Consider the following 18,935-nt stretch of genomic DNA (forward strand, 5'->3'; position numbering starts at 1 on the left):
ACAACCATTTCGGGCATAACACCGCACAGCATGATTCAGGCGTAACGAGGCGCACCTATGACCAATGAAGCGACTTCAACGACGATGGGTGGGGATAAAAAACCGTCGTTGATTGAGCAGATCAAGGCAAACCCGAAGATCCCGGCGATCATTGTGGCCGCGGCGGCACTTGCCATTGTCGTTACGCTCCTGCTCTGGGCACGAAGCCCCGACTACCGCGTTCTGTTTTCGAACCTCAGCGGCCGGGATGGCGGCGAGATCGTAACGCAGCTCGAGCAAATGCAGGTCCCTTACAAGCTTTCACCCAGCGGTGAGACGATCTCCGTACCGGTAGACCAGGTCGCCCAAACGCGTCTGAATCTGGCGGGTCAGGGGCTGCCACGCGGCGGCAATGTAGGCTTTGAGCTGATGGACAATCAGTCGTTCGGCGTCAGCCAGTTTGCTGAACACGTAAACTACCAGCGCTCACTCGAAGGCGAACTGGCCCGCTCCATCGAATCGCTTGGGAGTGTTCGCACCGCCCGAGTCCACCTCGCCATTCCAAAACCGACCGTCTTTGTTCGAGACAAGAAATCACCACGCGCCTCAATCGTGGTGTCACTTTATGCCGGCCGCGTGCTTGATGCCGGCCAGGTCAATGCGATTACCCATCTGGTCTCAAGCAGTGTGACCGACATGCCTGCAAGCCAGGTCACCGTGGTGGATGAAAGCGGCAACCTTTTATCCAACTCTGCAAGCGATGGCCTGGGTGAAATGAATGACACCCAGCTTAAATACACCACCAAAATCGAAGACAAGATCCGAAGCCGAATCGAATCGATCATTGCGCCACTGGTTGGCAAGAATAACGTCAAGGCCATGGTAACGGCCGATGTCGACTTCTCGGTGGGTGAACACACTCAGGAAAAATACGGCCCCAACCAGCCTCCGAACGAGGCAGCGGTTCGTAGCCAGCAGACCAGTGAAGCCAAGCAGGTTGGAGAAGGTACGGTCGGCGGTGTGCCGGGCGCGCTGAGCAATCAGCCACCGGGCGTTGCAGCGTCTCCGATCAATGCTCAACAAGAAGGTGAAGACGGCGAGCAACAAGTCACGGCACCCCAGTCGAGCCAGCGAAACACTACGGTCAATTACGAAGTCGATCGCACGATCCGTCATGTGAAAGAAGACACCGGCCAGGTCGAACGTTTATCCGTCGCGGTCGTTGTCAACTTCCGTCCGCAGGTCGACGAGGAAGGTAACGTTACCCAGGCGGCGCTGAGCGATGAGGAAATGCAGCGCATCAATCGCCTGGTTCGTGAAGCCATGGGCTTTAGTGATGCTCGGGGCGATTCGCTCGAAGTCGTCAACTCGCAGTTCACCGAGCCCGAACGGATGCCGACGCCGCCCTGGTGGCAGAATTCCGAGCTGATCGCGCTGGCGATGACCATTGGCAAGTACCTGCTGATCGCACTTATCGCCCTCTTCCTCTGGAAGAAACTGGTCAAGCCGTACGCCGGACGCTACATGCCGCGTCAGGAGCGCGACGAAGATGGCATCTCTGTCATGGTCGGCGACGATGACGAAGAAGACGACATCGACCAGGAAATGGAAAACAAACGCCTCAAGCAGGAAGAACAGAAACGCAACCAGAAACGCGAAGAGTACAAACGCAAGCTCGAAAACACACGCACGGTCGCCAAACAGGATCCGAAACTGGTCGCAGTCATAATCAAAGGGTGGATGCATCACGATGGCCAATAATTCCCCGTTTAACGAAGAAGGGCTCGAGCGCAGCGCCATTTTGATGATGACGCTGGATGAAGATACCGCGGCCGACGTTTTCAAATACATGTCGCCCAAGGAAATTCAGCAGCTAGGGCTCGCCATGGCCGGCCTTCGCCAGGTGCCGAAAGAGCGCATTGCTGAAGTGCTTAGACAGTTCGACAGTGAGCTGGATCAACTGAGCGCAGTCGATATCAACTCCGGCGACCATATCCGGACAGTGTTGATCAAGGCACTCGGGGAAGACCGCGCCGCAAGCATTCTCGAAGATATCTTCGAGGCCAATCATGGTTCGGGCATCGATGCACTCAACCTGATGGAGCCGACGGTCGTGGCCGAGATGATTCGGGACGAGCACCCACAGATCATCGCGACCGTTATCGTTCACCTCGAGCGCCACCAGGCCGCCGATATTCTGGCGCTCTTTGACGACGCACTTCGAAACGACATCGTGCTTCGTATCGCGACCTTCAGCGGCGTACAGCCGGCGGCCCTTCAGGAGCTCACCGAAGTACTCGGCGGACTGCTTGATGGCCAGAACCTCAAACGCAGCAAGATGGGTGGCGTAAGAACGGCGGCCGAGATTCTCAACCTGATGAATTCGACTCAGGAAGAGAGCGTCATCGATACCGTGCGCAATTACAGCGATTCGCTGGCGCAGCAGATCATCGACGAAATGTTCGTGTTCGAAAACATTGCCGATCTCGACGATCGCACCATTCAGCGCATCCTGCAGGACGTCGACACCAACTCGCTGGTGGTCGCGCTCAAGGGCTCGCCGGAAGAGCTTATCAACCGGGTGCTGTCCAACATGTCCAATCGTGCGGCAGAAATGTTGCGTGAAGACATGCAGATGCGCGGGCCGCTTCGCGTGTCCGTGGTCGAGACCGAGCAGAAAAACATACTGCAGCTGATTCGCAAACTGGCCGATTCCGGAGAGATCCAGATCTCCGGCGGAGACGAAGCGTATGTCTGATTCTTCAAATGACTGGCAGCGCTGGGAAATGGGGTCGCTCGAACGCCGACGGCAACACCCCACCCAGACGGCCAAGCCACCGAAGCCAGATGCCCAGCAGCAACAGCGTCGCCGGGAGGATGCCAAGCGCCAGGCCATCTTCGAGCAGGCGAAGAAAGAAGGCTATGAAGCGGGTCTCAAAAAAGGGTTTGAGGACGGCTTCAACAAGGGCCGCGAGGAAGGTGAGCTGAAAGCTCACGCCGAATACGAAGAAATGCTTGGCGTACGACTCGAAAATACCATTTCGCCCATCGCGGTACTGGCCGAACAGTTCTCGGAAAGCATGGCAAGCCTCAATCAGGACGTCAGCCGGCAGCTTGCCGAGCTTGCGCTCGAAGCCGGTCGGCGGCTTGCCAACCGGTCACTTGAGCTCAATCCCGAGCATATTCTCGATGACATCGAGTCTTTGCTTGCCAGTGAACCCACCCTTACCGGGCGTCCTCGCCTGTTCATCCATCCGGATGATCTGGAACTGGTGCAATCCGAACTGGGTGACGTATTGAAACAGGCCGGCTGGCAGCTACTTTCCGATCACGATATCCAGCGCGGTGACTGTCGGATCGAAACCGACACCCGGGAAATCGACGCCACCCGGGCCGGACGCTGGGAGCGACTTCTTCAGGCCGTCGGCCATGGTGAACACTGATGAGTGTAGAAACCGCCCTGTTTACAAGTCACTGGCAGCGAACGCTCGAAGACGCTCGCAAGGCCGCATCGAACATCGCACCGACCCAGCAGTTTGGGCGCCTGACGCGGGCCACCGGATTGGTGCTTGAAGCCACCGGCCTTAAATTGCCGCTCGAAAGCAGCTGCCTGATTGAGCTTGAGGACGAAGGACGCACTACGGAAGCCGAAGTCGTGGGCTTTACCGGCGACAAGCTCTACCTGATGCCCTACGTCGAAACCTCCGGACTCGTACCCGGCGCGCGCGTCTGGGCGCCCAAGGTCAGTAACCACGCCAAGGGCAAACGCTTTCCAGTGGGCAAGGCGCTACTTGGCCGCATCGTCGATGCCCGCGGGCGGCCGCTCGATGGTAAACCCGCGCCCAAGGACGCCGAATATGCAGCGCTTTCGGCCCCGATGCTCAACCCACTCGAACGTGAGCCGATAAAGGAAGTGCTGGATGTAGGTGTTCGAAGCATCAACTCGCTGCTGACCATCGGGCGCGGTCAACGCCTTGGCCTTTTTGCGGGTTCAGGCGTGGGCAAAAGTGTGTTGCTTGGCATGATGGCGCGCTATACCCGCGCCGATGTCATCGTCGTCGGGCTGATCGGAGAACGCGGCCGAGAGGTCAAGGATTTCATCGAAAATATTCTGGGCGATGAAGGCATCAAACGCTCCGTGGTCGTCGCGGCGCCTGCGGACAACTCACCGCTGCTTCGTCTGCAGGGCGCAGCCTACGCGACACGGCTGGCCGAGGATTTCCGTGAAAAAGGGCTGAACGTTCTATTGATCATGGATTCGCTGACACGCTACGCCATGGCACAACGCGAAATTGCGCTTGCCATTGGCGAGCCACCGGCCACCAAGGGCTATCCGCCCTCGGTCTTTGCAAAGCTTCCGGCACTGGTTGAACGTGCCGGCAACGATGCACCGGACAAGGGATCGATTACCGCCTTCTATACCGTACTGACTGAAGGCGACGATCAGCAGGACCCCATCGCCGATGCGGCGCGCGCCATTCTCGATGGCCATATCGTGCTGTCGCGCAAGCTTGCCGAAGCCGGCCATTATCCAGCCATTGACATCGAAGCATCGATAAGTCGCGCAATGACGGCCCTTATCGATGAAACACACTTTGAACGCATCAAGTACTTTAAACAGATGATGTCACGCTATCAGCGCAATCGGGATTTGATCAGTGTGGGCGCTTACGCGCACGGCAGCGACCCATTGCTTGATAGAGCCATACAGCTTTACCCGAAACTCGAAGAGTTTCTGCAACAGCGCATGACGGAAAGCACGACGTATGGTGAAGCGGTGATGAAGCTCAATCATCTGTTTTGATGAAGGCCAAAGGAGATTGTAATGGGTAGCCATTCCTCTGCACTGGATACGCTGATCGACCTTGCGACCAATAACCGGGACAGCGCGGCGCAGCATCTGGGCAAACTTCGCCAGACCAAACAGAGCTCTCAGGAGCAGCTCGATACGCTGCTTCAATACCGCGATGAGTATCGGCAGAAACTTGATGATGCCATGAAACGCGGAATGAGCATGAACGAACTTCAAAACTATCAGCGCTTTATCGCCTCGCTCGACCAGGCCATCGCCCAACAGGAAAACGCGCTCAAGAATTGCGACCAGCGCGTCAACCAGGGCGTCAAGCATTGGCAGCAACAACAGCAGCGCCTCAACTCGTTCGACGCACTGGCAACGCGACGAAACGAAGAACGCGAACTCGTTGCCAAAAAATACGAACAGCGTCTGTCGGATGAATTCGCCAGTCGAGCTGTTTCGAGCTTCGGCTAAGCAAAAGGACCCCATCAATGAGCACATCCGTTTCCCTGCCGGGCCTTTCAACAGCCGCGCCCTCTCCCTCGGGTCGAACAACTGCCGGATCCGAGACCGACTCGGGACAGGGGTTTGAGGGTACGCTAAAGGCCGCCGCCGGAGCTCGTACCGGGTCGAGCGAACAGACTAAAACCGGTTCGCCCTCCAGTGCTCAGGCGCGCGGCGATAGCGCACCTGCATCTCAAAATCCGGCGCAGGGTGATGCGCCTGATGCGAAACAATTCGATGCGCTTTCACACAAGGCAGATAACCTACGAGCACCGCTCGGTGAACAGGCGCCCGCCACCGAACAGCCTATTGTGGCGGCGTTTGATAAAGCACCGAAAGAGCTTTCATCGGCTGCCTCAAATCAAGAACAGTGGATGACACGCCTAACGGCAGCGCGGTCACTCACATCACGGATGGCGTCCGAGCCCTTGACTGCTTCCGAGGCAAACGCAGCGCTCAAGGAGTCACTCAGTGGCGCAACAGCCTCGACCGTTGCCCTAACCAAGACAGGCTCGGACAAGACACTGCCTTCATTGGGTGGAAAACATCCTGGCGATGAACCGGCCGGGGATACGTTTGAGGACGAACCCGCAGCCAGTGGGCTGATCGCCGCATTCAATCCAGCCCAGGCTCTACCCTCTCAGACCTCTAAACCGGGCTCTGAATCCGCTCAATTCGGTAACAACGGCAAGGGCATGAGCAAGACAGCACAACTCCAGGCGCAGCAGCAAAGCGCATTTTCCGATAAGACGCTCGATGATGTTGCAAGTCGCGTGACACAACGTGATGGTCACAAAGGTGACAACGCACCTTTCTCACTCAAGGCCATGGCCCTTGGCGGCGGTGACGCAACTACAGGCGGTGCCGGCAATACAGTGACGTCGGCCTCGATCCCCTCCGCTCAACCCGCAGTGGTGCCCGGTCAGGCGCAGCCGGGTCAGCCAGCGCCGACATCAACAGGGCTTTATACCGGTGTGATGAACGCACAGGTAGGCAGTGACAACTGGAACGGCGCGCTTGGTCAACACATGATCCGAATGAGCGCTCAGGGTCAGGGCCAGGCCGAGCTTCACCTGAACCCACGGGATATGGGCCCACTGTCCATTTCGCTGAAAATGGATGATCAAGGTGCACAGGCCCATTTTTTCTCGGCCAACGCCCACGTGCGATCTGCACTTGAGACTGCACTGCCTCACCTTAAAGAAGCCATGGCCGACAGCGGCATCCAACTTGGTCAGACAAGCGTGAGCGACCAACAACAGCCTCAGCATTTCGCGTTTGGCCAATCAAACCAGGACAGTGGCACTAAAGAGGGTCGAGGGGAGACCTCCGCCTTCGGACAGGATAGGGATGACGCGCGCTCGATCACCGGTACTGCAGACGACATTCTTGCCCGGGCGCCCACCTCGTCACGCCTTGGGGGGATAGACCTGTTCGCTTGATTGCATGCTCGCATTAGCTTGCCTCCAATGCCCCCGTTTAACGGGGGCTTTTTTATTTGGAACAAGGCCATTTTTCAGGATAAGTGATTGAAAGCTCGGCAAGGACTCTAAAACGAAAAGGTAACCTGATGTAACACGTCTTTTTGGACCTTCATTCGCCTCCGCCACCGGTACTATCGGTGCTATCGAAAAGTCCGGAGTAATGGAAAATCTCATGGCAAAAGCAAAAGTAAAAACAGCGTCATCAGACGATGCGCCCAATAAAAAATCCAAGCTCTGGTTGATCGTGTTACTCAGCGTGCTCGTAACAGCAGGTGCCGCTGCAGGAGCGTACTACTTCCTTCTGGCAGATGATGCGCCGAGTGAGGAAGTCACCGAGCAGGCGCCACCGCCCCCTCCGCCCACACCGGTCTTTGTCGAGTTGAAACCGTTCACGGTCAATCTGGGCGACAACAGCGGGCGCATGCTTTATGTCGGCATTTCCCTGCGTGTTGAAAGTGCCGAGGCACAGACACACATGCTCGAGCACATGCCAGAGGTGCGCAATCGCATCCTGCTGGTGCTGACAAGCCAGGACTCGAAGGAGCTGGCAACGCTTGAGGGGAAACGCCAGCTGGCCGACACCATAAGCCAGGCATTCGATCAGCCCTTTGAAGGCGCAGGACAGCCAATTACCGTGTCTGACGTCCTGTTCACCGACTTCATCGTTCAGTAACCGACAAGGATCAGGGCCATGGCAGACGATATGTTGTCGCAGGATGAAATCGATGCCCTCTTGAAGGGGGTAAGCGGCGATGAAGAAGAGCAGTCCAGCGCAGAGGAAAGTTCGGGCAAGAAAATTCGCCCATACGACCCGGCCACGCAACAGCGCATGATTCGACGCCGGCTGCACGGGCTAGACATCATCAACGAGCGTTTTGCCCGGCGGTTTCGAATGGCCCTGTTCAACCTGATTCGTCGCTCGGCCGACATCACGGTCGGCCAGGTCAAGTATCAGCGCTATATCGATTTCACCCGTAACCTCCCGGTTCCGGCCAATATCAACATGATCGCAATCAAGCCGCTACGGGGGAACGCCTTGATCGTGTTTCCACCGAACGTGGTCTTTCTCGTGGTCGATAACCTGTTCGGCGGCGACGGCCGGTTTCTAACCAAATCCGAAGGTCGTGAGTTCACGCATACCGAACAGCGCCTGATCCAGCGCCTTTTGAACCTGGCGCTTGAAAGCTATGGCGAAGGCTGGCAGAGCATATTCCCGGTGGACCTTGAATATCAACGCTCTGAAATGCAGGTGAAATTCACCAACATCGTCAACACACCGAACGAGCTGGTCATCAATACGACGTTTCACCTGGAAGTCGGCTCGTTCGGCAGTGACTTCCACATCTGCATGCCTTACTCGATGCTCGAGCCGATCAAGGAAGAGCTTTCGGGCACCCAGCAGAACATGGAAAAGGAAGAAGAAGCATTCAGACGTTCGAAGCTCGCCGCCGAAGTGAAGCAGTCGAGTGTCGATCTGGTTGCCACCTTCGGCGAGATTCAGACCCATCTGGCCCAGGTTTCGAAAATGAAAGTGGGGGATGTATTTCCCTTTGAACTTCCTCAAAACGTGATTGCCCGCATCGATGGGGTTCCTGTCCTCGAATGCGATTACGGCTCCTCAAACGGGCAAAAAGGGCTGCGTGTCAAACGCGTAATCGACCATGTCGTTCAAGAAACTTATCGGGACTTGAAAAATGTCTGATCCAAATACTCCTGAAGATCCAAAAGAGACTCAAACGCAGTCCGAGTCGACCGACAATGCCTCAAGCGATACTCCCAAGGACGAAGGGCCCAGTGCCGAAGACATCTGGGGCGATGCGTTTGCCGAACAGGAAGCGGCCGAGGACAGCCTGAGCGAGGCCAGCGCCGAAGACATCTGGGGCGACGCCTTTGCCGAAGAGGCGGCGACCGCACCAGAGGCGACCGAAACCACACACGCCAGTGCCAGCGAGGATATCTTCAAGCCTCTGGATACCGGCGACTCGAGCGGCGGGCTGCCGCGTGAGCTCGACGTGATCATGGAAATTCCGGTCACCATGTCTGTCGAGCTGGGGCGCACGCGCCTGACCATTCGCCAGCTTCTTGATCTGGCCAAGGGTTCGGTGGTTGAACTTGATGGCCTTGCGGGCGAACCGATGGACATTCTGGTCAATGGCTATCTGATCGCCCAGGGCGAGGTAGTGGTCGTCGATGATAAATATGGTATTCGTATTACCGACATCGTCACGCCCACCGAACGTATACAAAGGCTCAATCGTTAATGACAGCGCTCAGCGAAAGCTCGGTTCAGACCGCAATCACACTAGGAAGTCATGTTACCGCCCAGGCCGCCCCGGTATTTCAGAGCGGCTCAGGCCTTGGCGGCATGGAAAGCCTTGGCAAGATGGTGCTTGGCCTTCTGGTCGTGGTTGCTCTGATCTTTGCTTGCGCGGCGCTTGTCAAACGCATGGGACCGATGCGCCAGTTTTCCGGAGCCAATCAGCAGCTCAGGGTGCTCGGCTCGCAGGCTGTCGGGCAACGGGAGCGCGTTGTCGTCATTCAAACCGAGGATGCACGACTTGTATTGGGCGTGACGAGTCAAAGCATCACGCACCTGCATACGCTGCCTCCCCTGCCTGAAGACGAAGTAGCTACTAAAGACCATGAAACAAAGACGCTTCCGACCTTCAGGGAAGCTCTGGCCCACAATCTTAAAAAAAAGATGGCCCGCACATCCTCTCAACGGGATAACTCATGACGCGTTTCTTATTTAAACTCTTGGCGCTCGGACTGATATCACCCTCAGCCTTTGCAGCGCTGCCCGCGCTGACAAGCCAGCCAATGGCCGATGGCGGCCAGGAGTGGGGCCTGAATGTTCAGCTGCTGGTGCTGCTGACGTCGCTGGCGTTTTTGCCCGCCGTGCTTTTGATGATGACTGGATTCACTCGCATCATCATCGTTTTGAGCCTGCTTAGAACCGCACTCGGTACGCAGTCGGCGCCATCGAATCAAATTCTGGTCGGTCTGGCCTTGTTTCTGACCTTTTTCGTGATGTCACCGGTGTTCAGTCAGATCTACGACGAAGCCTATGTGCCACTATCGAACAACGAAATGACCTTTCAGCAGGCCATCGAGCAAGGCGCACAGCCCATCAGGACCTTCATGATGAATCAAACGCGCGAGGCCGATCTTGCCCTGTTTGCACGCCTGGCCGATGCCCCAGACTGGCAAGGCCCTGAAGATGTGCCCATGCGTCTATTGATGCCCGCCTTCGTGACCAGCGAGCTCAAGACCGCGTTTCAGATCGGCTTTACTGTCTTCATCCCGTTTCTGGTCATCGACCTGGTCGTGGCCAGCGTGCTGATGGCGCTTGGTATGATGATGGTGCCCCCAGCCACGATTTCGCTCCCGTTCAAACTGATGCTGTTCGTTCTGGTCGATGGCTGGCAGCTATTGATGGGCTCGCTGGCTCAAAGTTTCTATCTCGGCGGATAAGGAATACACCATGACTCCCGAAACGGTAATGAGCCTGGCCTATCAAGCCATGAAACTGATGCTGATGCTCGCAGCACCCCTTCTGAGCGTAGCCTTGATCGTAGGCCTTCTCGTCAGCCTTTTTCAGGCCGCAACCCAGATCAACGAAATGACCCTGTCCTTCATTCCAAAGATCCTTGCCGTTTTCACAACGCTTGTCGTTGCAGGCTCCTGGATGATCGCAACGCTTGTCGACTTCACTCGGACACTCTTTTATAGCCTGCCGCAGTTGCTCGGCACCTGACGCCATGCTCGAGATCACCACGGCCCAGCTCAATTACTGGCTGACGGCCTTCATGTGGCCGTTCATTCGCGTATTGGCCTTCATCGCGGCGGCACCGGTCTTTCGCCACAGCAGCATGCCCCGCATTCCCCAGATTGGCATTGCGGCGCTGTTTACCATTGCGATCGTCCCCAGCCTACCGCCTCTACCAAATGTGCCTTTCATTTCCTACGCGGGCATCTGGCTGGTCGTGCAACAGATCCTGATCGGCGTGTCACTGGGATTCGTGGTTCGACTGGTGTTCTCGGCCATACAGATGGCGGCAAGCTTCATAAGCTTTCAGATGGGTCTTTCATTCGCGACCTTTTTCTCCCCCGACTCCGGCGGATCAACCATGGTGTTGGCCCGGTTTTTCGATCTGATCGCATTGATGCTTTTTCTCGCCCTGAATGGCCATCTCTACATGCTCGAAGTCCTGGCCAATACGTTCACCCTGCTGCCAATCGGGGCAACCGCTCTGAATGCCAGCGCCTGGAACACCATTGCGATGTGGGGAAGTCTTCTGTTCAGCGCGGGTCTTTTACTGGCACTGCCACTGATTACCGCGCTTTTGATTACCAACCTGGCCATGGGCATCCTGAACCGCGCCGCCCCTCAGCTGACCATCTTTTCGATCGGCTTTCCCATGACACTATTGTTCGGTGTGGTGCTCATCACCTTTCTGCTCCCTGAAATGGGCGGCATCTTCGAGCAACTTTTCAAACAGGGGCTGGACATGATGGCGGAGCTTGCCCGAACGCTCGGCGCGCCCTGACACGCCCTCATCGAAGATGACCCTACACGTCCTCAGAACACTGCCTTGGCTCTCGGATCACGCAATGTCACCTCTAAAAAAACGCCTCGCGGTGTCGGCCGCGAGGCGTTTTCATGAGCGCAAAAGCACTTGATCAAATAAGATCGAACAGCGACATCTGCTGGGTCTGGCTAAAGGTTTTCTGAGCCGCTTCCAAAGCCACCTGCTTCAATGAAAAGTCCGAGATGGCCTTGGCATAGTCAAGATCGACCAGTGATGACAGTCTGTCCTCATAGGCCAGCGCCCGGTCATCTCCGACTGCGTTTAGAACATCGATCTCATTGAGCCGCGAACCGACCGTTGAACGTACGGTCAAAACGTTATCCAGGCCATTACTCAACTGGCGGCTTGTCGCCGACAGCGCATTTTCAAGTGATGCCTTGGCCCGACCGGTGGACTGTTCGGTATTGAGCGCATCGACCGCGTTCTTGATGGCATTGATGAAGTTGTTGTCTTCACTACGTCCCCTGGCCACGCTGAACCCATCGCCATCGGCCGGCGTGCCGTCGAGCTCAAGCTTCAAGCCGCCAAACGTCAGGCTATCGCCCTCGGTATAAGGCTGAGCGGCACTGGTTGTGCTCTGGGTTGTGTTGGTCACGGTGTAGGACAGATTGCCCGCGCCGTCGTCTGTAAAATTAATCTGAAAACTGTCACCGTATTCAGCGTTGTTGGAATCGCTGACGGTCGGACCCGCGAAGGATGCGGTGCCCGTATTGCCTGCTGTTTCCTGGGTGATGTACTTCGAACTCGCCGTAACCGACCCAAAAATCTTGTCGCCGGTATCGAAGGACTTCATCTGCCGTGATGCATCGACCTTGATTGACTGCTGGTTGCTATCACCCTGATAGCTTACTCGGCCAGTGCCATCGACCTCGAACGGCTTGGTGCCGGACTGCGCACCTGCAAAGATATAGTTGCCGTTACCGTCGGTAGAATTCGAAAGCCCTACCAGCTGCTGATAGACACTCTCAAGCTGAGTTGCGATCGAGTTGCGATCGGCATCCGACAGAGACCCGTTACCGGCCTGCACGATCAGATTCTGCGCCGATTGAATCGAGGTGGTGACGTTGTCGAGCACGGTCTCTTCAAGCGACAGGTTGCGCTCGGCGGTGGTACGCGAGGAAGCGTGCTGCTCGGTCGTGGACATCGCCTGACGCGTCGTCAACGCCTGCGACGCCGCACTCGGGTCATCTGCGGCAGTCACGACCCGTCTGCCGGTCGCCATCTGCATGCCGATGTCGCTGCGCTTGGCCTGTTGATCCAGAAGTGCCGACAGGCTGTTATTAAATATGGAGGCGGAACTTAAACGCATGGCGATTACCTCATGATCCCGATCAGCTCATTGAACATGTTCTGAGCAGTGGAAATAACTTTCGCGTTGGCCGTATACATCTGCTGGAATTTCAGAAGATTGGCTGCCTCTTCTTCCAGATTGACCCCGGACACCGACTGTTGAGCGGTCGACACCTGCTCGACCACACTGTTTTGTGCGTCGCTTTTGACCTTAAGAGTCGCGGTGCGCGTTCCGACATCACTGACCAACTGAGCATACGCACCGCTGAACGAGGTGTCCCCCCCAATGCGCTTGGCGCCTTGAAGATCGGCCATCGCCTGGGCATTGGTGTTGTCACCGATGCCGTTACCCGCCCCGGCGGCGGCAAGCTTGGCCGGATCAGAAATCATCAAATCCATTTCACGCGTGGCGGACTCGAACGGTTTGACCAGAAACGCATCGCCGTCGGCGGGCGTACCCGATACCGCGATATCCAACCCATCGACCGAGATAACGGATGCGCCGTTGCTGTCAGTCGGCAGGCCGCCTGAGGCAAAGCTTGACGTTGTTCCATCGCTTTCACGGGTCACGGTGTACGTGCCAGCCTCGAACTCAACCGTGTAATTACTTGGGCGCAGTTGGTCGACGCTATCATTGAACGTGGTTGAAACCGTTGCCGTACTGGTATTATCGGCGTGAGCAAAGCTATCCGGACTACCAAGCGCGAACACGGGCTCACCCGCATTACCGCCAAGATCCTGGCCCTGCACATGCTGCTGATTAATGCTGCCGGAAAGGCTGACCGCCAGCTGACCCAGTCGCTGTTGAGCGGATTCAAGCCCGCCGTTACGAAACGCCAATAGCCCCCCCACTTTACCGCCGGTCAGCCGGTCTTCACTGATTTCGAAGTTACCGCCGGAGCCGTTGGCGATCGCGACCGTCTTGCGAGTAGGATCGCTTGAATCATCAACAAGCGACATACGGTAATTGTCATTGCCCTGCACAAGCGACTGCCCGCCTGAAACAGAGATGTTGTACTTGCCATCCTGCTCGACCACGTTGATCGAGGTCAGCTCACTGAGCTTCGACACGAACAGGTCACGTTGATCCATGAGATCGCTCGGCTCATTGCCGGTCTTGGACTGTGTAATCGTGATCTGCTTGTTAAGATTCGCGATCTGGCTGGTGTAGCTGTTGATCTGGCCGACTGCATCATTGAGCTGGCTCTCGACGCCCTGTTCCATGTCACCAAGATAGCCGGACACGGACTTGAACTGAGCCACCATGCTGCGCGCATCGCCGAGCACCGTTTCGCGCACGGCAGGGTCGGCTGGCGTATCGGCAAGCTTCTGAATGCTTGAGAAAAACGACGACATCAGCGAATCAAGGCCGGAGTCTTCATTGGCAAGCACATTGTCGATCTGGGTCATCTCGGTCAGCTCAGACGATAACGCCGACTGCTCGCTCTTGGCCTTGTTGAGCTGATTGCTCAAAAAGCCTTCGTACTGGCGAGAAATGCCTTCGAGGTTTACCCCGTTACCAAAATAGCCCGCCGGAGTTGAGGTGCCCGGCGACTGGCCGAACTGCGCGACACGCCGATTGTAGCCTTCGGTGTCGGCATTGCTGATGTTGTTGCTGGTCGTGCTGAGCGCTGCCTGTGTCGCTTTCAGCCCCGACAGACCAATGTTGATGAGATTCGCCATGTCTTTTCCCCGAAATGCGCTGCCGCAAAGGTCTTTGTTGCCATCAGATATCGGCCGGCTAATAAAGAAATAAAGCCCCGAAGGGCTTCATTAACTCAAAAAATGCGGCTTGGAACGTCATCGATCCCGTAGGCCGACTTGACCGACTCAGCCGAAGGCCCTTGAGCGAGCTGATCACCTGCATCAAAGCGCTCTGGAAGCTGACGCATGATTGAAATCAGCTTGGTGGCGTACTGAGGATCGGTCGCGTAGCCACTGTTTTGAAGTTGCCAGGCGGCGGCTTCATCGCTTTTCGCCTCGACCACGCCGTCATAACGGCTGTTCTGCGTTAGAAGACGGGCATAGTCATTGAATGATTCTTCATAGGAGCCATACACCCGGAACCCATCTCGAAGCTTTTGTGCCTGCCCATCGATGTACTCGGTGGTCATGACATTTGACGCATCCCCTTTCCAGCCAGGGGTGGCCTTGATGTTAAAAAGGTTATGACTTTGACCGCCGTCAGCGGTCTTGATCTCGTGCTTGCCCCAGCCGGTTTCGAGTGCCGCCTGGGCGACAATCAAACGGCTCGAGATACCGACCACCTGGCTTGCCCGTTCGGCAGCGCTCCCCACCTTGTCGAGAAACCGCTGCACATGGGGCGGCAGATCGGATGCCGCAATCGCTGAGGTCTGAGAGGTTTGCTCAAGACGCTTTTCCGCCTGCTCAGTGACCAGTAGCTGCGCCTTATACCAGTCGGCATTGTCGCCTGCCGCCTTGGTAGACTCATCGACACTGCCGCGGCGAAGCCATTCGTCCTTGAGCGCCACCGGTGCCCCGGTGGGTACGCCCGCCATCATCGACCGCTTGGCGTCAGGCTCGGAAGACGCGACTGGCCCCGGGTTACCCCCGAGCTGCTTGACCAGCATGTCCGCAATACCGATGCCCTCGTTGGACATGGTCTGGGCCCACTGCTGATCCATCATCGACTGATACAGGTCGCCCTGGTGACTGCTGAGCAGGCCGCTGTCCGGCACCGTGTCTCGCATGCCCTTGACCATGATGTTCAGGAGCATGGCTTCGAACTGCTGGGCGGCCTGGGTGAGCCCTTCCTGCTGATTCTGACGCGCCGAGAACTTGAGCTTTGAAACCCCTTGAACATCAAGTGCGAACTGAGAAGAAAGATCCATGCATCACCTCAAATGACATCCAGTTCAGCGTGAAGCGCTCCGGAGGTCTTCAGCGCCTGAAGAATCGACATGAGATCGGTCGGTGTCGCCCCGAGTGCATTGAGCGCGTTCACGACTTCGGAAAGCTGGGCGCTTGCATTGATGACCTGAAGCGCGCCGTCTTCTTCCTGAAGTGTGACATCGGCGTTGGGCACGACCGCCGTATCGCCACCTGCAAACGCGTTGGGCTGGGCAACGATCGGGTTGTTGTCGATCACCACCGAGAGATTGCCGTGCGCAACCGCCGCCTGGCTAAGCGTGACCGTGCCGTTCATGACCACCGAACCGGTACGCTGATTGATGACCACCTTGGGCGACGGCGCGCCCTGAGAAACATTGATGTTTTGGACCTGAGCGATAAACGCCACCTGGGCGGATTTTTCGACCGGCGAATTGAGCTCGATGGTGCGTGAATTGAGCGCTCGGGCAACGGGGCGCCCAAAATTACGGTTGATCGCGTTCATCGCATCGAGGGCGGTACTGAAATCAGCCTGCTTGAGCTCCATGGTGATGCGACCGTTGCTGCCAAGATCGAGTGGCACGCTGCGCTCGATGGTCGCGCCATCGACCACACGCCCTGCCGCCAGCTGGTTGACCGTGACGCTTGAGCCCGCGGCGGAGGCGCCCGCGCCACCGATCAGCACATTGCCTTGCGCCAGTGCGTAAACCTGACCATCGGCGCCTTTCAGCGGCGTCATGAGCAGCGTACCGCCACGAAGGCTTTTGGCGTTACCAACCGACGACACCACGATGTCCATTTTCTGGCCCGGGCTTGCAAACGGCGGAAGCTCCGCGGTCACCATGACGGCGGCCACGTTCTTGAGCTGCATGTTGGTCCCGCTTGGTACGGTAATACCGAGCTGCGACATCATGTTACGAAGCGATTGGCCGGTAAACGGGGCCTGAGTGGTCTGGTCGCCTGAATTATCAAGCCCAACCACCAGCCCATACCCCACGACCGGGTTGTCGCGAACGCCTGCGATGGTCGCGATCTCCTTGAGCGGTGCAGCGTGAACCGTGGGTGCTACCAAGGGTATGGCAGCGACCATTAGCGATACGAAAGCGAATTTTATCTTTGATATCATGGCGCTGTACCTGGCTTAGAAAGGCGATATGTTCAGGAAGAAACGCTGCAACCAGCCCATGCGCTGCGCTTCGTCGATGTAGCCATCGCCGTAGTACTCAAGACGCGCATCGGCGACCTGGGTCGATTCCACGGTGTTGGCGGTCGAAATAAAGGCCGGGTTGACCACTCCGGAAAAGCGAATGTATTCGGCGCCCTGATTGATGCCGATCTGCTTTTCACCGGCCACCTTCAAATTGCCGTTGGGCAACACATCCATGACGGTCACGGTGATCACACCCACAAACGAGTTGGCTGCACTCGCCCCACCGGAGCCTTCGAAATCGCTGCCGCCACTCATGTCCGTGTTCTGATCGGCGGTGACAAGCCCACCGGTTATACGGGGCACTGCCGTGATGCCAAGCGTCGCTGAGCCACTTCGGCTTGCGTTGGCGGCCGAGCTCTTGGTGGCGCTGACGTCTTCGTTGAGTTCGATCGTCAGGATGTCGCCCACCCCACGCGGACGCCGATCTTCAAACAGCGGCCGCACGTAATTGGCCTGATAGATCGAGCCGTTGGCCACCGGCACCGGCGCAGGCTGCGGCGGTGAGGTCGTCGGTCCCTGAACGATGTTCTGTCTGGGCACATACGCGCAGGCAGACAGCCCGATCATCAGTGCGACGGCGCTCAGGGTCTTGACCGATGCGCCTCGAAACCGCCGTGTGGCCGTCATGTTCGACTCCCCGTCTTATTAAAGCTGAGTCAGACGCTGAAGCATCTGATCGGAGGTGGAGACGGCCTTGGAGTTGATCTCATAGGCACGCTGGGTCGCGATCATGTTGACCATTTCCTCGACCACATTGACGTTCGAGGTCTCCAGATATTTCTGGTTGATCAGACCCGCGCCGTTATTGCCGGGAATATTGTCGTTCGGTGCACCAGAGGCGGTGGTTTCAGCGTACAGGTTGTTCCCCATGCTCTGAAGGCCCGCGTTATTGACGAATGTGGACAGCTGCAGCTGGCCAACCTGGTTGCTTTGACCATCGCCTGGTTGAGTGACGGAGACAATCCCGTCCTGACTTACAGAAATCGACAGCGCGTTTGGCGGAATGACGATCGCCGGCTGGACCGGGAAGCCACTGGACGTTACCAGCTGGCCGTTCTGGTCAAGCTGGAAGGAGCCATCGCGCGTATAGGCCGTGGTGCCATCGGGCATTTGTACAGAAAAGAAGCCATCGCCATTGATGGCCATGTCCTTGGCGTTGCCGGTTTCCTCGAGATTGCCCTGAGTATGCAGGCGCTCGGTCGCCACTTCCTGAACACCGGTACCGACCTGAAGCCCGCTCGGCAGGTTGGTCTGAACCGATGACATGGCGCCAGGCTGACGCGCGTTTTGATAAAGCAGGTCCTCGAACGCCACCCGAGACGCCTTGAAGCCAGTGGTGCTGACGTTGGCCAGGTTGTTCGAGACCACATCGAGTTTGGTTTGCTGGGCGTCGAGCCCGGTCTTTGCAATCCAGAGAGAGCGAATCATGCCATTACCTCGTTCAAGTCAGCGAGAGCAGCTGATTGGCGCGCTGTTCGTTGTCATCGGCGGTTTGAATCATCTTCATGTTCATCTCGAACCGGCGCGCGTTGTCGATCATCGATACCATGGCCTCGGTGGCGCTGACGTTGCTGCCTTCGAGTGCCCCGGACACAAGCCGCACCGCGTCGTTACGCGGCAGCCGTGCCGGCGCGTCGTCTTCACCATCGTTGACGTTATTACCGTTGTTGTCGGCAACGCCTGCCTTGGCGCGATAGAGACCATCATCGCCTCTTTGCATGGAATCATTGCCCGGATTAACCAGCTTCAAACGCCCTACTTCAGCCAATGTGTTGGGCTGATCCCCAAGACCCAGTGCCGAAATGGTGCCATCCGAGGCCACCGATACCTTGGCGTTCAACGGCAAAACGATCGGTCCCCCCTCACCCAGTACCGGCTTGCCATCGGCCATCAGAAGGCCGGTCGAGTCCATGCGAAGCCGGCCGTCGCGGGTATAGGCTTCACTGCCGCCGCCATCATCAACGGCCAGCCAGCCGTCACCGTCGATCGCGACGTCAAGTGACCGACCCGTTTCATTGATCATGCCGGGGCTTGCATCGAAACCCGGCGTGGTGTCGGCCACGACCGCTCGGGTCGCTAGGCCGTCCCCCTGAATGGGGACGGCGCGGAAGGCCGAAAGCTGCGCCTTGAACCCGGTCGTCGAGACATTGGCCAGATTGTTGGTGACCACACTCTGACGCTCGAGCGATTGCTGTGCGCCAGACAGCGCGGTGTAAATCATCCGATCCATT

General features: G+C 57.2%; 20 protein-coding genes. 13 read left to right on the plus strand and 7 right to left on the minus strand.

The window, feature by feature from the left end; all coding sequences use genetic code 11:
* Positions 1-57 precede the first annotated feature (57 nt).
* The 13 genes from fliF (at position 58) to fliR (ending at position 11,312) form a co-directional block, all read left to right on the plus strand.
* Positions 58-1,740, plus strand: coding sequence for a flagellar basal-body MS-ring/collar protein FliF (gene fliF / locus NAT49_RS03645; protein WP_251590373.1), 1,683 nt, complete (start codon positions 58-60; stop codon positions 1,738-1,740).
* A complete protein-coding gene (gene fliG / locus NAT49_RS03650) occupies positions 1,730-2,737 on the plus strand; it encodes a flagellar motor switch protein FliG (protein ID WP_251590374.1) in 1,008 nt (335 codons plus the stop codon). Before fliF ends, fliG begins: the two co-directional genes overlap by 11 nt.
* A complete protein-coding gene (locus NAT49_RS03655) occupies positions 2,730-3,422 on the plus strand; it encodes a flagellar assembly protein FliH (protein WP_251590375.1) in 693 nt (230 codons plus the stop codon). Before fliG ends, NAT49_RS03655 begins: the two co-directional genes overlap by 8 nt.
* On the plus strand, positions 3,422-4,783 hold the full coding sequence (fliI, locus tag NAT49_RS03660; RefSeq protein ID WP_251590379.1) for a flagellar protein export ATPase FliI: 1,362 nt from the start codon (positions 3,422-3,424) through the stop codon (positions 4,781-4,783). The genes NAT49_RS03655 and fliI overlap by 1 nt, the downstream gene beginning before the upstream one ends.
* A 21-nt stretch (positions 4,784-4,804) precedes the next feature.
* Positions 4,805-5,248: a flagellar export protein FliJ gene (fliJ, locus tag NAT49_RS03665; RefSeq protein WP_251590380.1), complete on the plus strand. Its 444-nt coding sequence runs from the start codon at positions 4,805-4,807 to the stop codon at positions 5,246-5,248.
* A gap of 17 nt (positions 5,249-5,265) precedes the next feature.
* The gene (locus tag NAT49_RS03670; RefSeq protein ID WP_251590381.1) at positions 5,266-6,720 is read left to right on the plus strand and encodes a flagellar hook-length control protein FliK; all 1,455 of its coding nucleotides are present in this window, start codon (positions 5,266-5,268) and stop codon (positions 6,718-6,720) included.
* A 214-nt stretch (positions 6,721-6,934) separates the two neighbouring features.
* Positions 6,935-7,435 carry a flagellar basal body-associated protein FliL gene (gene fliL, locus NAT49_RS03675; protein WP_251590383.1) on the plus strand — a complete coding sequence of 167 codons (501 nt, stop codon included), beginning with the start codon at positions 6,935-6,937 and terminating at the stop codon, positions 7,433-7,435.
* Positions 7,436-7,453: 18 nt separating this feature from the next.
* Complete coding sequence (gene fliM / locus NAT49_RS03680) at positions 7,454-8,464, plus strand: flagellar motor switch protein FliM (protein WP_251590386.1); 1,011 nt, start codon at positions 7,454-7,456, stop codon at positions 8,462-8,464.
* Complete coding sequence (fliN, locus tag NAT49_RS03685) at positions 8,457-9,023, plus strand: flagellar motor switch protein FliN (protein WP_251590387.1); 567 nt, start codon at positions 8,457-8,459, stop codon at positions 9,021-9,023. Before fliM ends, fliN begins: the two co-directional genes overlap by 8 nt.
* Entirely contained in the window at positions 9,023-9,499 is a 477-nt protein-coding gene (gene fliO, locus NAT49_RS03690) for a flagellar biosynthetic protein FliO (RefSeq protein ID WP_251590388.1), read from the plus strand. Before fliN ends, fliO begins: the two co-directional genes overlap by 1 nt.
* Entirely contained in the window at positions 9,496-10,236 is a 741-nt protein-coding gene (fliP, locus tag NAT49_RS03695) for a flagellar type III secretion system pore protein FliP (protein WP_251590393.1), read from the plus strand. Before fliO ends, fliP begins: the two co-directional genes overlap by 4 nt.
* A 10-nt stretch (positions 10,237-10,246) precedes the next feature.
* Positions 10,247-10,519 carry a flagellar biosynthesis protein FliQ gene (gene fliQ / locus NAT49_RS03700; protein WP_251590395.1) on the plus strand — a complete coding sequence of 91 codons (273 nt, stop codon included), beginning with the start codon at positions 10,247-10,249 and terminating at the stop codon, positions 10,517-10,519.
* 4 nt (positions 10,520-10,523) lie between these two features.
* Complete coding sequence (gene fliR / locus NAT49_RS03705) at positions 10,524-11,312, plus strand: flagellar biosynthetic protein FliR (protein WP_251590396.1); 789 nt, start codon at positions 10,524-10,526, stop codon at positions 11,310-11,312.
* A 133-nt stretch (positions 11,313-11,445) separates the two neighbouring features.
* On the opposite strand, the gene flgL is transcribed toward fliR, so the two are convergent.
* The 7 genes from flgL to NAT49_RS03740 form a co-directional block, all read right to left on the minus strand.
* Positions 11,446-12,663: a flagellar hook-associated protein FlgL gene (flgL, locus tag NAT49_RS03710; RefSeq protein ID WP_251590397.1), complete on the minus strand. Its 1,218-nt coding sequence runs from the start codon at positions 12,661-12,663 to the stop codon at positions 11,446-11,448.
* Between the two features lie 5 nt (positions 12,664-12,668).
* A complete protein-coding gene (flgK, locus tag NAT49_RS03715) occupies positions 12,669-14,327 on the minus strand; it encodes a flagellar hook-associated protein FlgK (protein WP_251590398.1) in 1,659 nt (552 codons plus the stop codon).
* Between the two features lie 95 nt (positions 14,328-14,422).
* Positions 14,423-15,496: a flagellar assembly peptidoglycan hydrolase FlgJ gene (flgJ, locus tag NAT49_RS03720; protein ID WP_251590404.1), complete on the minus strand. Its 1,074-nt coding sequence runs from the start codon at positions 15,494-15,496 to the stop codon at positions 14,423-14,425.
* 8 nt (positions 15,497-15,504) lie between these two features.
* The gene (locus NAT49_RS03725) at positions 15,505-16,620 is read right to left on the minus strand and encodes a flagellar basal body P-ring protein FlgI (RefSeq protein ID WP_374708780.1); all 1,116 of its coding nucleotides are present in this window, start codon (positions 16,618-16,620) and stop codon (positions 15,505-15,507) included.
* Between the two features lie 15 nt (positions 16,621-16,635).
* Positions 16,636-17,331, minus strand: a complete 696-nt coding sequence (locus NAT49_RS03730) for a flagellar basal body L-ring protein FlgH (protein ID WP_251590407.1) — start codon at positions 17,329-17,331, stop codon at positions 16,636-16,638.
* Positions 17,332-17,349: 18 nt separating this feature from the next.
* Positions 17,350-18,132 (minus strand): flagellar basal-body rod protein FlgG, encoded by a 783-nt coding sequence (gene flgG / locus NAT49_RS03735; protein ID WP_251590409.1) that lies wholly within the window; start codon positions 18,130-18,132, stop codon positions 17,350-17,352.
* Between the two features lie 13 nt (positions 18,133-18,145).
* The gene (locus NAT49_RS03740; RefSeq protein WP_251590411.1) at positions 18,146-18,934 is read right to left on the minus strand and encodes a flagellar basal body rod protein FlgF; all 789 of its coding nucleotides are present in this window, start codon (positions 18,932-18,934) and stop codon (positions 18,146-18,148) included.
* Position 18,935 lies beyond the last annotated feature (1 nt).

This window comes from Larsenimonas suaedae (assembly GCF_023712105.1).
GTDB classification, from domain to species: domain Bacteria; phylum Pseudomonadota; class Gammaproteobacteria; order Pseudomonadales; family Halomonadaceae; genus Larsenimonas; species Larsenimonas suaedae.

What these genes read in the sequence shown, in the direction of transcription:
- fliF (WP_251590373.1), top strand. Translation starts at nt 58, where the DNA reads ATGACCAATGAAGCGACTTCAACGACGATGGGTGGGGATAAAAAACCG.
- fliG (WP_251590374.1), top strand. Translation starts at nt 1,730, where the DNA reads ATGGCCAATAATTCCCCGTTTAACGAAGAAGGGCTCGAGCGCAGCGCC.
- NAT49_RS03655 (WP_251590375.1), top strand. Translation starts at nt 2,730, where the DNA reads ATGTCTGATTCTTCAAATGACTGGCAGCGCTGGGAAATGGGGTCGCTC.
- fliI (WP_251590379.1), top strand. Translation starts at nt 3,422, where the DNA reads ATGAGTGTAGAAACCGCCCTGTTTACAAGTCACTGGCAGCGAACGCTC.
- fliJ (WP_251590380.1), top strand. Translation starts at nt 4,805, where the DNA reads ATGGGTAGCCATTCCTCTGCACTGGATACGCTGATCGACCTTGCGACC.
- NAT49_RS03670 (WP_251590381.1), top strand. Translation starts at nt 5,266, where the DNA reads ATGAGCACATCCGTTTCCCTGCCGGGCCTTTCAACAGCCGCGCCCTCT.
- fliL (WP_251590383.1), top strand. Translation starts at nt 6,935, where the DNA reads ATGGCAAAAGCAAAAGTAAAAACAGCGTCATCAGACGATGCGCCCAAT.
- fliM (WP_251590386.1), top strand. Translation starts at nt 7,454, where the DNA reads ATGGCAGACGATATGTTGTCGCAGGATGAAATCGATGCCCTCTTGAAG.
- fliN (WP_251590387.1), top strand. Translation starts at nt 8,457, where the DNA reads ATGTCTGATCCAAATACTCCTGAAGATCCAAAAGAGACTCAAACGCAG.
- fliO (WP_251590388.1), top strand. Translation starts at nt 9,023, where the DNA reads ATGACAGCGCTCAGCGAAAGCTCGGTTCAGACCGCAATCACACTAGGA.
- fliP (WP_251590393.1), top strand. Translation starts at nt 9,496, where the DNA reads ATGACGCGTTTCTTATTTAAACTCTTGGCGCTCGGACTGATATCACCC.
- fliQ (WP_251590395.1), top strand. Translation starts at nt 10,247, where the DNA reads ATGACTCCCGAAACGGTAATGAGCCTGGCCTATCAAGCCATGAAACTG.
- fliR (WP_251590396.1), top strand. Translation starts at nt 10,524, where the DNA reads ATGCTCGAGATCACCACGGCCCAGCTCAATTACTGGCTGACGGCCTTC.
- flgL (WP_251590397.1), bottom strand. Translation starts at nt 12,663, where the DNA reads ATGCGTTTAAGTTCCGCCTCCATATTTAATAACAGCCTGTCGGCACTT.
- flgK (WP_251590398.1), bottom strand. Translation starts at nt 14,327, where the DNA reads ATGGCGAATCTCATCAACATTGGTCTGTCGGGGCTGAAAGCGACACAG.
- flgJ (WP_251590404.1), bottom strand. Translation starts at nt 15,496, where the DNA reads ATGGATCTTTCTTCTCAGTTCGCACTTGATGTTCAAGGGGTTTCAAAG.
- NAT49_RS03725 (WP_374708780.1), bottom strand. Translation starts at nt 16,620, where the DNA reads ATGATATCAAAGATAAAATTCGCTTTCGTATCGCTAATGGTCGCTGCC.
- NAT49_RS03730 (WP_251590407.1), bottom strand. Translation starts at nt 17,331, where the DNA reads ATGACGGCCACACGGCGGTTTCGAGGCGCATCGGTCAAGACCCTGAGC.
- flgG (WP_251590409.1), bottom strand. Translation starts at nt 18,132, where the DNA reads ATGATTCGCTCTCTCTGGATTGCAAAGACCGGGCTCGACGCCCAGCAA.
- NAT49_RS03740 (WP_251590411.1), bottom strand. Translation starts at nt 18,934, where the DNA reads ATGGATCGGATGATTTACACCGCGCTGTCTGGCGCACAGCAATCGCTC.